This is a genomic window from Alteromonas sp. DYW1, assembly GCF_059752595.1.
The window spans coordinates 1,511,911-1,526,902 of sequence record NZ_CM186038.1; the positions used below are offsets into that span (position 1 = coordinate 1,511,911).

General features: G+C 46.8%; 12 protein-coding genes. 9 read left to right on the plus strand and 3 right to left on the minus strand.

Annotation, left to right across the window (positions count from 1 at the left end; all coding sequences use genetic code 11):
* Window positions 1-37 precede the first annotated feature (37 nt).
* The 8 genes from AC121Z_RS06725 (at window position 38) to rpsO (ending at window position 9,521) form a co-directional block, all read left to right on the plus strand.
* Window positions 38-2,095, plus strand: a complete 2,058-nt coding sequence (locus AC121Z_RS06725) for a glycoside hydrolase family 97 protein (RefSeq protein WP_498127601.1) — start codon at window positions 38-40, stop codon at window positions 2,093-2,095.
* 133 nt (window positions 2,096-2,228) lie between these two features.
* Window positions 2,229-2,753: a hypothetical protein gene (locus tag AC121Z_RS06730; protein WP_498127602.1), complete on the plus strand. Its 525-nt coding sequence runs from the start codon at window positions 2,229-2,231 to the stop codon at window positions 2,751-2,753.
* A gap of 284 nt (window positions 2,754-3,037) precedes the next feature.
* Window positions 3,038-3,496, plus strand: coding sequence for a ribosome maturation factor RimP (gene rimP, locus AC121Z_RS06735; protein WP_498127603.1), 459 nt, complete (start codon window positions 3,038-3,040; stop codon window positions 3,494-3,496).
* Window positions 3,497-3,532: 36 nt separating this feature from the next.
* A complete protein-coding gene (gene nusA, locus AC121Z_RS06740) occupies window positions 3,533-5,026 on the plus strand; it encodes a transcription termination factor NusA (protein WP_498127605.1) in 1,494 nt (497 codons plus the stop codon).
* A 24-nt stretch (window positions 5,027-5,050) separates the two neighbouring features.
* Window positions 5,051-7,657, plus strand: coding sequence for a translation initiation factor IF-2 (gene infB, locus AC121Z_RS06745; protein WP_498127606.1), 2,607 nt, complete (start codon window positions 5,051-5,053; stop codon window positions 7,655-7,657).
* Window positions 7,658-7,736: 79 nt separating this feature from the next.
* On the plus strand, window positions 7,737-8,138 hold the full coding sequence (rbfA, locus tag AC121Z_RS06750; RefSeq protein ID WP_498127607.1) for a 30S ribosome-binding factor RbfA: 402 nt from the start codon (window positions 7,737-7,739) through the stop codon (window positions 8,136-8,138).
* On the plus strand, window positions 8,138-9,139 hold the full coding sequence (gene truB, locus AC121Z_RS06755) for a tRNA pseudouridine(55) synthase TruB (RefSeq protein WP_498127609.1): 1,002 nt from the start codon (window positions 8,138-8,140) through the stop codon (window positions 9,137-9,139). Before rbfA ends, truB begins: the two co-directional genes overlap by 1 nt.
* 115 nt (window positions 9,140-9,254) lie before the next feature.
* Window positions 9,255-9,521: a 30S ribosomal protein S15 gene (gene rpsO, locus AC121Z_RS06760; RefSeq protein ID WP_498127610.1), complete on the plus strand. Its 267-nt coding sequence runs from the start codon at window positions 9,255-9,257 to the stop codon at window positions 9,519-9,521.
* A gap of 98 nt (window positions 9,522-9,619) precedes the next feature.
* Here the strand turns inward: rpsO and AC121Z_RS06765 are convergent, their stop codons facing one another.
* Both AC121Z_RS06765 and AC121Z_RS06770 read right to left on the minus strand, forming a co-directional pair.
* The gene (locus AC121Z_RS06765) at window positions 9,620-10,378 is read right to left on the minus strand and encodes a hypothetical protein (protein ID WP_498127612.1); all 759 of its coding nucleotides are present in this window, start codon (window positions 10,376-10,378) and stop codon (window positions 9,620-9,622) included.
* Window positions 10,379-10,463: 85 nt separating this feature from the next.
* Entirely contained in the window at window positions 10,464-11,960 is a 1,497-nt protein-coding gene (locus AC121Z_RS06770; protein ID WP_498128168.1) for a bifunctional GNAT family N-acetyltransferase/carbon-nitrogen hydrolase family protein, read from the minus strand.
* A gap of 318 nt (window positions 11,961-12,278) precedes the next feature.
* On the opposite strand from AC121Z_RS06770, the gene AC121Z_RS06775 reads away from it, so the two are divergent.
* Window positions 12,279-14,354, plus strand: a complete 2,076-nt coding sequence (locus AC121Z_RS06775; RefSeq protein ID WP_498127614.1) for a M13 family metallopeptidase — start codon at window positions 12,279-12,281, stop codon at window positions 14,352-14,354.
* A 50-nt stretch (window positions 14,355-14,404) separates the two neighbouring features.
* Here AC121Z_RS06775 and AC121Z_RS06780 read toward each other — a convergent pair whose 3' ends face one another.
* On the minus strand, window positions 14,405-14,869 hold the full coding sequence (locus AC121Z_RS06780; RefSeq protein ID WP_498127615.1) for a pyridoxamine 5'-phosphate oxidase family protein: 465 nt from the start codon (window positions 14,867-14,869) through the stop codon (window positions 14,405-14,407).
* Between the last annotated feature and the right edge of the window lie 123 nt (window positions 14,870-14,992).

Below are 14,992 nucleotides of genomic sequence, written 5' to 3' on the forward strand. Positions count from 1 at the left end.
CCATAATGGTCATTATTTGACCTTGTGGAGCTATCACATGCGCTTTTTAATCTGCTGTTTTTTATTGTTAATCGGCGGCGTTCAAGCCACTGAATTTGCAGTCAAATCCCCTGATGGGAACATTCAATTCACCTTCACCGATGAGTCTCAACTTGCCCAATATCGGGTTGAATACAAAGGTAAGCTTTTAGTTAAGAATAGTAAGCTTGGTTTTACCTTTGTTGAGGCGTTTCCTATGTATCGAGATTTCTCGGTTAAGGAGTTGGCGCGTAGCAGTGTCAATGAAACTTGGCAGCAGCCCTGGGGTGAGCAGCGTGAAATCATAAATAACTATAATGAATTGCTGGTTGCTTTTAGTCATTTGAATAAGCCAAACGTTACCTTCAACGTACGTGTTCGTGTATTCAATGACGGGGTTGGTTTCCGCTATGAGGTGCCTGACTTGGGAGATGTCGCCATTACCCGCGAACTGACCGAATTCTTCATGATTGATTCTCATCTGGCGACCGCTTATTGGATCCCTGGCCAAGGTCGAGAACGCTATGAATACCTCTATCGAGAAACTCCACTGCAAGGAGTATCTATGGCGCATACACCAATGACCATGAAGTATGCTGATGGTATCCATGTGGCTATTCATGAAGCAGCACTGATTGACTATGCAGGCATGAGCTTGGCATTAAAACAAGGCGGTCGATTGGTCGCTGATCTTGCGCCGCGCGCAGATGGAACCCTAGTCCGTAAAAGCGGGGCATTTAATACGCCATGGCGCACGATCACTATTGGTGATGAAGCCGTTGATCTGGTTAATTCCTTTTTGGCGCTGAATTTAAATGAAGCGAATAAACTAGGCGATGTCAGTTGGATCACGCCGGGTAAGTACATTGGTATCTGGTGGGGCATGCATATCAATAAACTCACGTGGGGATCAGGTGAACGGCATGGCGCTACTACTGAACGTACCATCGAGTATATGAATTTTGCCGCTGAACATGGATTTGATGGTGTCCTCGTTGAAGGCTGGAATGAAAGTTGGGATGGTGACTGGATTGCTAATTCCGAGCTGTTTTCATTCACCCAAAGCTATCCCGACTTTGATCTTGAAAAAGTTGCAATGCATGGTAAAGCGGTTGGCGTAAAGTTAATTGGTCACCATGAAACTTCTGGTGGGATCAGCAACTATGAGGCGCAGATGGAAGACGGTTTTGCTTTGTATCAAAAGCATGGCGTCGAGCAAATAAAGACAGGCTATGTCGCGCATGGGCAAAATCTGAAGCGTCGCGATGATAAGGGGATTATGCGCTACGAGTTTACCGACAGTCAGGATGTCGTTAATCATTTTATCAAGAATGTGAAAACTGCTGCCAAATATAAGATCGCCATTAACACGCATGAGGCGGTCAAAGATACTGGTTTACGGCGCACGTATCCGAACTGGATATCAAGGGAAAGTGCACGTGGTCAAGAATATAATTCGGGCTGGTCGGCACCTAATCCAGCGGATCATATCCCCAAGCTAGTATTTACCCGCATGCTGTCTGGGCCTATGGATTTCACCCCAGGCATCTTTGATTTTGATTACCCGCGCGCGCACGCAGACAATCCCGAATATGGCATGCATGACGTGATGCGAGCGCACAGCACGCTAGCCCGACAATTAGCTCAGTATGTGGTGATATACAGCCCCATCCAAATGGCTGCCGACATTCCTGAAAATTACCTTAAGCACCCAGCTGCATTCCAATTTATTAAAGATGTGCCTACGGATTGGGAGCAGTCTATTGCTTTACAAGGCGAGATCGGCGAATACGTAGTATTTGCAAGGCAGGAGCGAAAGCACCGTCATTACAGCGGCAATGACTGGTATTTAGGCGGAATTACCGATGAAGTGGCACGCGAAGTTACTATCCCGTTGAACTTTTTACCCACGGGTGCGAAATTCGAGGCACAAATATATCGCGACGCAGATAGTACCGATTGGCAAACGAATCCATATGCGCTAGACATAAGTAAACAGGAAGTAACAGCGACCGACACATTAACAATAAAAATCGCGGCTGCAGGTGGTTTTGCTGTGCGTTTACGACGCTTGTAGGCGCAATGTTCATGATCGGTTCAGGTTAAATAACTTAAGTTATTTGTGACGCTCAACTGTCTAACAGGAAGTAATCTTAGGCAGGTGCGTGTCACATAGCTGTTTTCATTAAAATACACTAGGACCACGGATAATGAACAGAAACTTTCGACTGATTGCTTTGTCTGTGCTGGCTACAGCGTTGTTTACGCCCTCACTGCTTGCACAACCAACAACTGAAACCATCGCACCACAAGATATGGAAGTCATATCGGTGCAAGGTTTGCGTTCATCCGCTTATTACTGGCGTGAATATGAGCGGGCAAAATTCGCCATGTATGAAGCCTTTAATGAGATAAATACCATTAAGGAATTTACCATTGATTGCAGGGTGGTGAAGCCAGTGGGTACACAGATAGCAAAAAAGGAATGCTTACCGCGTTTCTATCGTGATGAATGGGGGTACCAAACGCAAATGTTTATGTTGGGGGCGTCTAATTCTCTGCCTGCACATGAAAGTGACATTGCATTTTTAACCAAGCAAAAACAACAAGCGTTTTATCAACATATTGAGGAACTGGCAAAGGACTCACCTGAGTTATTGGCGCATTTGCATAATATCTCCAATCGCTTAGAAGAATATCTGGAGCGTAAAAATCCAGAACTTGCGTCGGAATAGGTAATCACGAATAGTCGCACGCGGTGGTTGCAGCCAACGCGTGAGCACTATATAATGCGCCTCATTGTTGACGCGGGCTCCCTCGAACGGATAGTAACGTGTCACGCGAGGCACGTGTTGTTCAAGCGCAACTTGCCGATTCATTAAATGGGGTTGAAGAACGCCCATCCAGTATATGAGCCCCGCATTGTCCGGGGTTTTTTATTGGTATTTTCCGTATCGGCACTGAGTTGACGTGCTTTTCTGATGGGCTATAGGCCCTTTTTTCGTATTTGGAGGTTTGTTTGTCGCAATTAGAAAAACGACTAACAGAAATGTTGACATCACCAGTTGAAGCCTTGGGCTATGAATTGGTGGGCGTTGAATTTGTGCGGGCTGGAAAGCATTCCATTCTGCGCGTTTTCATTGACCATGAAAATGGCATTAGCGTAGATGATTGTGCCGATGTTAGTCATCAGGTCAGTGCAGTGTTAGATGTTGAAGATCCGATAAGTACGGAATATAACCTAGAAGTGTCCTCTCCGGGCATGGATAGACCGCTATTCAAAGAACAGCATTATCAAGCGGTTGTGGGTGAAACGGTCAGTATCCGTTTGGCTATGCCTATGAATAACCGACGTAATTTTAAAGGAACCTTGCTAGCCGTTGAAAATGGCGTTGTAAGTGTTGAAGTGGACGGGCAGAGATTTGATCTGGCGTTTGCAAATATTGAAAAAGGGAACCTGGTTCCAACGTTTGATTAACAGCTCAATTACGCTGTAATTGTCAATGAGGCAGAAATGAGTAAAGAAATACTATTGGTGGCGGAAGCCGTATCAAATGAAAAACAAGTTCCGCGTGAAAAAATATTTGAAGCGTTGGAATACGCCCTAGCGAGTGCCACTAAAAAGAAAAACGAAGGCGAAATTGAAGTGCGCGTAGAGATTGATCGCACAACAGGTGATTTTGATACATTTCGTCGTTGGTTGGTAATCCCTGATGACCAGCCACAGGAAAATCCCTACGCTGAGATGACCTTGTCTGCGGCACAAATCGACGAGCCTGACATTCAAGTCGGTGATTTTGTCGAAGAACAAATCGAATCAATCGCGTTTGACCGTATTACAACGCAAACCGCTAAGCAAGTCATTGTGCAAAAGGTTCGCGAGGCGGAGCGGGCGCAAATGATCGCGGAATATGAAGATCGCGTTGGTGACTTGGTGACTGGTACAGTCAAGAAAGTGAATCGTGATAACGTTATCATTGATTTGGGCAATAACGCTGAAGGCGTAATTTTCCGCGATGATATGTTACCGCGTGAAACCTTCCGGCCTGGTGATCGTGTCCGTGGCTTGCTGTACGTGATCCGTCCAGAAGCACGCGGTGCGCAGTTATTCATCAGCCGTACACATCCGGACATGTTGGTTGAATTGTTCCGCTTAGAAGTGCCTGAAATAGCAGAAGAAACACTCGAAATTAAATCTGCAGCACGTGACCCGGGTTCACGCGCCAAGATTGCGGTTAAGACCAACGATAAACGTCTTGATCCGGTTGGTGCGTGTGTCGGTATGCGTGGTTCGCGGGTACAGGCCGTGTCGGGCGAATTGGGTGGTGAGCGAGTTGACATTGTTCTATGGGATGAAAATCCGGCTCAATTCGTGATCAACGCTATGGCACCTGCCGAAGTGGCATCAATCGTTGTCGACGAAGACAGCGGTACTATGGATGTTGCGGTTGAGGCGGACAACCTTGCTCAGGCCATTGGTCGCAGTGGTCAAAACGTGCGTCTAGCGAGTCAGCTGACCGGCTGGGAGCTTAACGTGATGACCGTTGAAGATCTCAATAACAAACATGCTGAAGAAAATGCGAAAGTGTTGGGTGTGTTCACTGAAGGGCTTGATATTGATGAAGATTTCGCCACCGTATTGGTAGACGAAGGCTTCACAACGTTAGAAGAAGTTGCCTACGTACCCGTGGGTGAGTTGTTAGCCATTGAAGGCCTCGACGAAGATACCGTTGAAGAGTTGCGTAACCGTGCTCGTGCGGCGCTAACAACTCAAGCATTGAAAAACGAAGAATCCTTAGAAGCGAATGAGCCAACTCAAGAGTTGTTGGATTTGGAAGGCATGGAACGTCATGTGGCGTTCGTACTCGCCAGCCGCGGAATTACCGACCTGGAAGCGTTGGCAGAGCAAGGCACTGATGACATCAGTGATATTGAAGAGTTAGACGAAGCGAAAGCGGGCGAGCTGATTATGGCTGCACGTAATATCGTTTGGTTTAACGAAGAGTAAGGTCAACAAGAGGAATAACGCGTAATGGCAGAAGTATCCATTGAAAAACTCGCCAATGATATTGGCACAACGGTTGACCGACTGTTAACTCAGTTTAAAGATGCGGGCATCACTAAGACGGCCGCAGATAGCGTCACAGAAGATGAAAAGCGTCAACTGTTAGATTATCTCAGTAAGCAACACGGTGGCTCAGGCTCAGAAGCGCCAAAGCGTATGACGTTGCAGCGTAAAACGACCAGTACACTTAGCGTTGGTAAATCCAAAGCGGTTAAAGTCGAAGTGCGTAAAAAGCGTACTTACGTTAAGCGTACAGAGGTTGAAGAGCAGCGTTTAGCGGAAGAAGAAGCCAAGCGTAAAGCTGAGGAAGCCGAAGCACGTCGTAAGGCTGAGCAGGAAGCTGCTGACAAAGCGCGTCAAGCAGCTGAAGAAGCAAAGCGTAAAGCGGACGAAGCGCGCAAAGCGCAGGAAGCTGAACGTGCTGCACGTGCTGAAAAAGCGAAAAAAGAAGCTGAAGAACGCAAAGCTGCAGAATCTACTCTAAGCCCTGAAGAAAAGGCCGAGCAAGAAGCTGCGCAGAAAGAAGCCGAACGCATTAAGAAACAACAAGAAGAAGAAGCGCAACGTAAGCTTGAGGAAGATGCCAAACGAGCCGCTGAGGAAGCGCGTAAGCTGGCAGAAGAAAACGAACGTCGCTGGAAAGAAGAAGAAGAGCGTCGTAAGCGTGAAGAAGCTGAAGAAGTGCATTTACATTCAAATCGTTATGCACAAGAAGCGGAAGACGAAGAAGATATGCAAGTCGAGCGTTCTTCACGTCGCCGTAAAAAGCGGAAAAATGCTGGTGAAGACCTTAAGCATAGCTTCCAAAAGCCGGCATCACCGGTAGAGCGTGTCGTTAAATTAGGTGAAACCATTACCGTTGGTGAGTTGGCTAGCCGCATGGCAGTAAAAGCCACTGAAGTCATTAAAACCATGATGAAAATGGGTGAAATGGCGACTATCAACCAAGTCCTTGATCAAGATACGGCTGTGCTGGTGATTGAAGAGATGGGGCACAAGTATGAGTTAGTTAACGACAACGCGCTTGAAGATGAGTTGTTGGCTGATAATGAAGAAGGTGAGAAAACCACACGAGCACCAGTCGTAACTATCATGGGGCACGTTGACCATGGTAAGACGTCGTTGTTGGATTACATTCGTCGCGCTAAAGTCGCCGATGGTGAAGCGGGTGGTATTACCCAGCATATCGGTGCCTACAGCGTAGAAACGGACAAAGGGCGTATCGCCTTCTTGGACACTCCTGGTCACGCCGCGTTTACAGCCATGCGAGCACGTGGTGCAACCGCGACCGATATCGTAGTGTTAGTTGTTGCGGCAGACGATGGTGTAATGCCACAAACTAAAGAAGCTGTGCAGCATAGTCGTGCAGCGGGCGTACCGTTAATCGTTGCGGTCAATAAAATGGACAAAGAAAGCGCTGATCCAGACCGTGTTAAAACTGAGCTTTCTCAACTTGAAGTTATTTCAGAAGAGTGGGGCGGCGAGCACCAGTTTGTCAATGTTTCGGCGAAAACGGGGATGGGGATTGACGAACTGTTAGATGCAATCAGCTTGCAAGCTGAGTTACTTGATCTGCAAGCAGTAGCGAAAGGCCCTGGTCGTGGTATCGTGATTGAATCGCGTTTGGATAAAGGGCGTGGACCGGTAGCTTCGGTGTTAGTCCAACAGGGCGAACTGAAAGCGGGCGATATTTTATTGTGTGGTGAAGAATATGGCCGCGTGCGCGCCATGCGCGATGAGAACGGAAACGAAGTGAAAACTGCTGGGCCGTCAACGCCAGTGGAAGTGCTCGGGTTATCCGGTGTGCCTATCGCAGGTGAAGACGCGTTGGTGGTCAAAGACGAACGCAAAGCCCGTGAAGTTGCTGCTAAACGTCACGCTAAACAACGCGAATTGAAATTGGCTAAACAACAGAAAGCGAAACTTGAAAACATGTTTGCAAACATGGAAGCGGGTGATGTTAGCGAACTCAATATTGTCTTGAAAGCTGACGTTCAAGGCTCAGTTGAAGCCATTTCAGAATCGTTGATTAAGCTGTCTACTGACGAAGTTAAAGTTAACATTGTGGGCAGTGGTGTTGGTGGGATCACCGAGACCGATGCGAGCTTAGCGGCTGCATCAAGCGCCATTATTCTCGGCTTTAACGTACGTGCGGATGCCACTGCGAGGCGCGTAATCGAAGCAGAAGAAATTGATTTGCGCTATTACAGCGTAATTTACAACTTGATCGATGAAGTTAAACAAGCCATGAGTGGTATGTTGGCACCAGAATTCAGACAAGAAATCATGGGTCTAGCCGAAGTTCGTGATGTGTTTAAGTCACCGAAGTTGGGTGCGATTGCTGGCTGTATGGTAACTGAAGGAACGGTTAAACGTAGCAACCCTATTCGTGTTTTGCGTGATAACGTGGTTATCTACGAGGGTGAACTTGAATCATTGCGCCGCTTTAAAGACGATGTGCAGGAAGTCCGTAACGGGATGGAATGTGGTATCGGCGTTAAGAATTACAATGACGTCAAAGTCGGCGACCAGATCGAAGTATTCGAAGTGGTTGAAGTTAAACGCGAAATTTAATTTTTGCTGTTGGTTTCGCAAGATAACGGAGGCGTAAGCCTCCGTTTTGCGCTTAATACCAACCAGATAGGAGTAATGTATGGCTCGCGAATTTTCACGTACTGATCGCGTTTCACAGCAGATCCACAAAGAAGTTGCTAGTATTCTACAAAACGAAGTAAAGCACCGCATTCCCGAGTTGATTATGGTGACCGTGTCCGGTGTTGAGGTATCGCGCGATCTAGCGCATGCCAAGGTGTTTGTAACCTTTTATGAAAATGACCAAGCGGTTGTTGAAGCCAATTTAAAGCTGTTGCAAGACGCCAAAGGAATGGTGCGCTCGTTATTAGCCAAACGAGTCAGAATGCGCTCAGTTCCAGCGGTTCATTTTGTTCGTGATACTTCCCTAACCGAGGGAATACGTATTGCTAACCTAGTTTCGCAAACCATTGCTGACGATGAGCGTCGTGCCAGTAAGAAATCCTCTGATGAGGACAATTAGTGGGGCGCAGAAATAAAGGGCGAGCGGTCAATGGGATGTTAATGCTCAACAAAGGGTTGGAAATATCCTCAAATGATGCGCTACAAAAGGTCAAACGTTTGTATAAGGCGGCTAAAGCAGGTCATACCGGCGCGTTGGATCCTTTAGCGTCTGGTATGTTGCCAATTTGTCTGGGCGAGGCAACCAAGTTTTCGCAATTTCTTTTGGATGCGGATAAAACCTATGAGGTTACGGCTACTTTCGGTGTACGCACTGCAACGTCAGATGCGGATGGCGAGATTGTTGCCGAGCATCCCATTGAGTTTTCAGAACAAGATTTACATAGCGTTATTGCAAGATTCACTGGGCCTTCGAAGCAAGTACCATCCATGTATTCAGCCCTGAAACACGAAGGCAAGCCGTTGTATTGGTATGCCCGTAAAGGGCTAAGCGTTGAGCGTGAGGCGCGTGATATCATGATTTATGCGCTGGAACTGACGGGTTTTGATGGGACAAATGCGTCCATGCGAGTGCATTGCTCAAAGGGCACTTACATTCGAACTTTAGTCGATGACATGGGGCAGGCCCTCGGCTGTGGTGCCTTCGTTTCTAAGTTGCACCGGGTGGCTGTTTCGCACTATGCCGATGAGCCCATGTACACCCTCGCCGAGTTGGCCACACTCGCAGAGCAAGCGAATGACGGTGACTTCTCTGGGTTGGATAGTTTATTGCTGCCAATGGATGCGGCTGCCAGCGACCTTGCGATTATGGAAGTAGATAACGCTGAGGGTGAACGTTTTCTGCGTGGGCAGAGCATTTGTTGTCAATTGGATTGTGCGTTAGGTAGTTATATTCGGGTGTATCAGCGCAATGAAGCTGGCCAACCGGCTCGCTTTATTGGTGTTGGAGAGCACATTGAATGTGCGCGTGACCAGTCTCCACGCTTATTTGCAGAACATACGTTTGTTACCCCTAAACGCTTAGTGGTATTTCAATCCAGCGATCAGGTCGTAGCCGGATAAAATACTCCAGCAAATACTTGCGTTGTAGTTGTACATCGCTATAATACGCGCTCTTTTGAGCTCGGCTGAATTAGTGATCGGTCGGCTCGTTCGATAAACTCATTAGGAGAATCCTATGCTCACTAAACAAGAAACTGCAGCAATCATTGCTGACTACGCAACCAAAGAAGGCGACACTGGTTCACCAGAGGTGCAGGTTGCTTTACTTACGCACAACATCAATAAGCTTCAAGGCCACTTTGCAAGCAACAAAAAAGATCACCACTCACGTCGTGGTTTGCTTCGTATGGTTAGCCAACGTCGTAAGATGCTAGATTACCTTAAAGGTAAAAATGCAGAGCGTTATACTGATTTGATCAAACGCTTAGGTCTACGTCGTTAATCTGATGTCGAATCTATAAAAAAGCGCCGCGAGGCGCTTTTTTTGTAAGTGAAAGTAATCTTGCTGGAGCCGGTGATAAGCCGGCGTTCCATATTTACTTAAGGGTTAGTGGCACCGCTCGCGACGCGTGTGGCTAAGTCACGAATTTCAGTCTCTAATTGTCCAATCCGCGTAACTAGCGCTGCGTTACGTTGCTCCAGCAGCCTAAGCTTTTCTGTGGTGGACTTGAGATCGCGCTCACCTTGCCCATTAGCTGCCGCTAGACGCTCGAGCTGAACATTAATTGCGAGTAGTTCGCTAGCGACGTTTTCAACTTGCGTTTGCATGCCATTAATACTCTGCTTATTGGCAGTCGCACTTTGATTCGCCGCATTTGCTGTTGAGCGGAGAGCGGTTACTTGTTCGTCGACTTTGGTGTTGAGGTCACCGATTTCTTTTTGATTCCGCCGCCAAGCAGAGGCCCAAAGTTTATCCATCTGGTCCCAAAGTTCTTCGGCACGGTTAGATAATTCAGATACCTTAACTTGCAACGCGACGGTGGATTCACCTAAATCTTCACCCGTTGCCGACAAACGGTTTTCTAGGTCAGCAATCCGTGCTTCAGCTGCGTTTGCCGCACTCAGCTGTTGTTGTAGCTGCATGTATAAATAGCCAGCAGCACCGCCTGCGCCAAGCGCTAAGAGCAATGCGAAAACCGCCAGACCATTGCCACTTGAGGTACCAGCAGAAGCGGTACTGCTCGGTGACGGAGCTGGACTTACGCCGGCTGCGGAGGGGTTCGCTTTTTGTTGATATCCACGACGGTCTTCTTCGTCTAACATGATGCGTGGTAAATCATCATCATTTCTATTGCTCATTCGTTAACAGCACTCTGAAAAATGTTATTAGTTATAGCGGCATGATAGCCCGATGCCGCCCGTGTTTACAATGCCTCAGGCTAGTTTAGTCGTCACTATTGCCAATCCATTCAACGCGATATAAATCGCGCCTACGATCAAGGAAGTTACGCACTGAACCCTCATTTTGGAGTTTGGTTAACTTATCAAAATCCAAATCTACGATAAGGGTCATTTCGGTATTGGGGGTAGTCTCTGAGACGATAGCATCATGCGGAAATGCAAAGTCAGATGGCGAGAACACTGCAGTTTGCCCGTATTGAATATCAACGTTATCGACCTTGGGCAAGTTACCAACACTGCCAGCGATCGCGACGTAGCACTCGTTTTCAATCGCTCTGGCTTGTGCACAACGACGCACACGTAAGTAGCCATTTTTGGTGTCGGTCCAGAACGGCACAAACAGTACCTGCATTTCCTGATCAGCGAGTAAGCGCGCGAGTTCAGGAAACTCGACATCGTAACAAATCAGCACACCGATCTTGCCAAAATCAGTATCAAAGGCAGTAAGCTGATTGCCACCTTTCATGATCCAGTCTTCTTTTTCATGCGGCGTGGGGTGCAGTTTATGTTGGTTTTCGATTTGCCCATCGCGGTGGCAAAGATAGCTGACGTTATATAATTCATCATCTTCGATCACTGGCATTGAACCGGCGATAATGTTGATGTTGTAACTCACCGCTAGGTGAGACATTGCGGTCAAAATCTCTTCGGTATAAGTCGCTAAGTGCCAAATCGCATCAATCGAGCTATCGGATGGGCTTAATCCCATCAACGGGGCATTAAAGAATTCGGGGAACAATGCAACGTCACATTTGTAGTCACTCAGTGCGTCGACAAAATATTCCACTTGCTGGAGGAGTTCTTCAACATTTTCGAAATAGCGCATCTGCCATTGCACACAGCCGACACGCGCCGTTGATTTATTGCCGCCAATCAGGCTCGGTTTTTCTGCATCGTAATAGATGTTATGCCACTGTAATAAGGTGGCATAACCTAATGACGCTTTATCCTCTGGGAGGTAGGCTTTGAGTACTTGTTTAACCTCAAAGCCGTTGGAGATCTGAAAGGTAAGAGTTGGATCGTAAATATCTTTTGATTTCACTTGCTCAATATACTCATACGGCGTCATTGAGTGCGCATGTTTTGAGTAATTTGGGATCCGGCCTCCTGCAATGATCGACTTCAGGTTAAGATTTCGGCACAGTTCCTTGCGCGCTTCATATAAGCGCTGCCCCAGTCGCATACCGCGATACTCAGGTGATACAAAAATATCCACCCCATACAATACATCGCCATTAGGATCGTGGGTGGTTAAGTACGCATCACCGGTTATTTCATCGTAGGTGTGCTTGTCACCGAATTGCTCATAATCCACAATAACCGCAAACGCAGCAGCCACAACTTTGCCTTTATCCTCGATACAAATTTGACCTTCGGGAAAGGTGGAGATCTGTGCCTTATACTCTTTTAACGTCCACGCCCCGCCAACTTGAGCATAAACCACATCCATCAACTCTTTGATGTCAGCAAAGTCGTCCATTTTCAAGTGGCGTAATTCTAATAGGTGTTCAGATTCTTCATTGATGGAAGGGGTATTGTCGGTCACAAATTAATCCTCAAAGTGCGCTTACTTCGATTGCACGGCGATTCACCATGATGCTGAATGTAATTCTTAACGCCAGCGTCGACGGTTATAATCGAGTTTGGCCAAACAAACATGTTACAAACTGTGAATTTACCTGCGTCAATCGCAAAAAAGTGACAAAATAACGTTGGCGTGTTGATCTTTGCTTTGCCACTGAGCACAGCAAACATCAATACGTCTTTTGCATAATAACAACTACTCTATAGGAAAGATATGAAAGGCAAGATCAGTTTGTTGGCGATCGCGACATCACTCGCATTGTCAGCGTGTAACCCCAACACGTCAGTGCCGCAAGAAACCGCAACAGCTGCAACCAGTGCAGAGCAGCAGGAGCAACAATTGCGTTCAGGTGTTTTTCTTGAAAATATGGACCTCAGCGTCGATCCAGGTGACGACTTCTTCAATTATGTTAACGGTACGTTCTTAAAGAATAATGAAATTCCCGCCGACCGCTCAACCTATGGTGCATTTTCAAAGTTAGCCGATGATGCTCAAGAAGACGTGATCGAAATTATTCGCGAGTCTGCTAATGGCAGTTTTCCGCATGGTTCTGACGAACAGAAAGTTGGCGACATGTATACGTCTTACATGGATATGGATACGCGCAATGCTCTGGGTTTAACGCCGCTTAAAGCGGCTTTTGAACGGATTGCAGGTATCCAGTCGCATAGTGACTTGGCAGAATTTTTTGGCTACTCCAATCGTTATCAGTGGCAAGTGCCAGTCGGCTTCTTCCAGTACGCTGATTTTAAGTCTCCAGAAGAGTACGGCCTGTATATATGGCAGGATGGATTGGGTATGCCTGATCGAGAGTACTACTTTAAAGAAGGCGATGCTTCAGAAGCGATTCGAGCAGCCTATAAAGCACACTTAGCGACGATTTTCACCCTAGCTGGGGAAGACGCAGCAGCAGAGAAAGCAGCAACGGTGTATGACATTGAATCACGTATTGCTGCGTTACACATGAAAAAAGAACAAACGCGCAATTGGGCAGGAAATTACCAAGGCTTGAGCATGGATGAAATCAAAGCCTTAATGCCAGCCTTTGATTGGGATCGTTACATTGCCGGGAGTGAGTTCAACCCGCCGCAAAAACTCATCATTATGCAAGAGGACTACCTCAAGCAAGTTGACGGTCTGATCCAATCGATTGCCATCGAAGATTGGCAAACATATTTGCGTTGGAGTGTACTTAAAGGTGCTTCAAGCATCCTGACCGAGGAGTTTGATAAGGCCAACTTTGAGTTTTATTCCAAGGCGTTGCGCGGTGTTGAAGAGCCACGTCCAATGTGGCGTCGGGCAACTGGCGTACTAGATAGCACATTGGGTGAAGTGATCGGTAAGGTCTATGTGAAGCGTCACTTTCCACCTGAAGCTAAAGAGCGCATGAAGGAGCTGGTTGATAATCTGATCAAAGCGTATGAAGTAAGTATTCAAGAACTTGATTGGATGACCGATGAAACACGGGCACAAGCGTTAGATAAGCTCTCAAAATTCACGGTTAAAATTGGCTATCCTGATCAATGGAAAGACTATTCTGATTTAAATATCGATGCCAAGAACTTGGTTGGTAACATGCAAGCAGCAGCGGATTGGCAGTATGCTGAAATGCTAGCGCGCCAAGGCAAACCAGTGGACAAGACCGAGTGGGGAATGACTCCACAAACGGTCAATGCCTACTACAATCCGCCAGCCAATGAAATCGTGTTCCCTGCAGCAATTTTGCAACCACCATTTTTCGACCTGCAAGCAGAAGATGCGGTTAATTACGGCGGTATCGGTGCGGTTATCGGGCATGAAATTGGCCACGGATTTGATGATGCGGGTAGTACCTTTGATGGTGATGGCGTCATGCGCAATTGGTGGACAGAAGAAGATCGTAACGAGTTTAATGCACGTACCGGTGATCTGATTGCGCAATATAATCAGTTTGAAGCTTTACCGGAACTTTTTGTGAACGGTGAGTTTACCCTTGGTGAAAACATTGGGGATCTTGGTGGTATCAGTATTGGTCTTAAGGCATATCAGATGTCCTTAGATGGTAAAGAAGCTCCAGTAATGGATGGCTTTACTGGCATTCAACGGGTATTTCTTGGCTATGGTCAAGTCTGGGCCAATCAATATCGTGACGAAGCATTACGAGTGCGGATCGAAACTGATCCACATTCACCGTCTAAGTTTCGCGCCAACGGTGCAGTACGCAACGTACCTGAGTGGTACGCCGCGTTTGATGTAACACCGGAGGATGCGCTTTACTTAGCGCCAGAAGAACGCGTTAAGATTTGGTAATTTTAAACTCAATGGTAAAACGGCGCGTTGTGCGCCGTTTTTTTAAACCATTAAAACGCTAATTTTTCGTGTTCGCCTGTTTCTTCAGGCTCTACAGTAGCACCAGTGGAAAATTTAATCATTGCGGCGAGGGACGGGTCCACCGTCCACACTTCCGCGTCGTCTAAATCAAAGCGCATAAGGCGTAAATTGGGATCATCTCGACCCTCTTTAAACCATGCTTCAACCTGATTTGACCAATACTTATCAATCAATTCAGTGTTCTTTTCTTCGCTAAGTCGGCCCCTGATGGACGCAAATAATTGATGATCTTTGCTGCTATATTGGGCACTGGTTTTGCCTCCTTCCGCGACGCGATTGTCTTGAGTAGTAAAAAACCAAAAGCAGCCTTCAGCCTCCTCATCAAGTTGTGCTCTAAAGGGAATCGCATGGTCGGCATTTTTATTTAAGCTGATCATTACATTGGGACTTTGCGCAAGGGCCAACCAAAATTTTTCACGAATATCATTAGACATAGTTATCTCCTTAATTAGTAGTTTAATAACTAAAAGCAGGGATTACGCCAAGCTGATAAGTCTCGTAACATTATGAATTTATGAGTAATTGGTAAGTCTGTTCCGTATATTTTCAACCGGTAA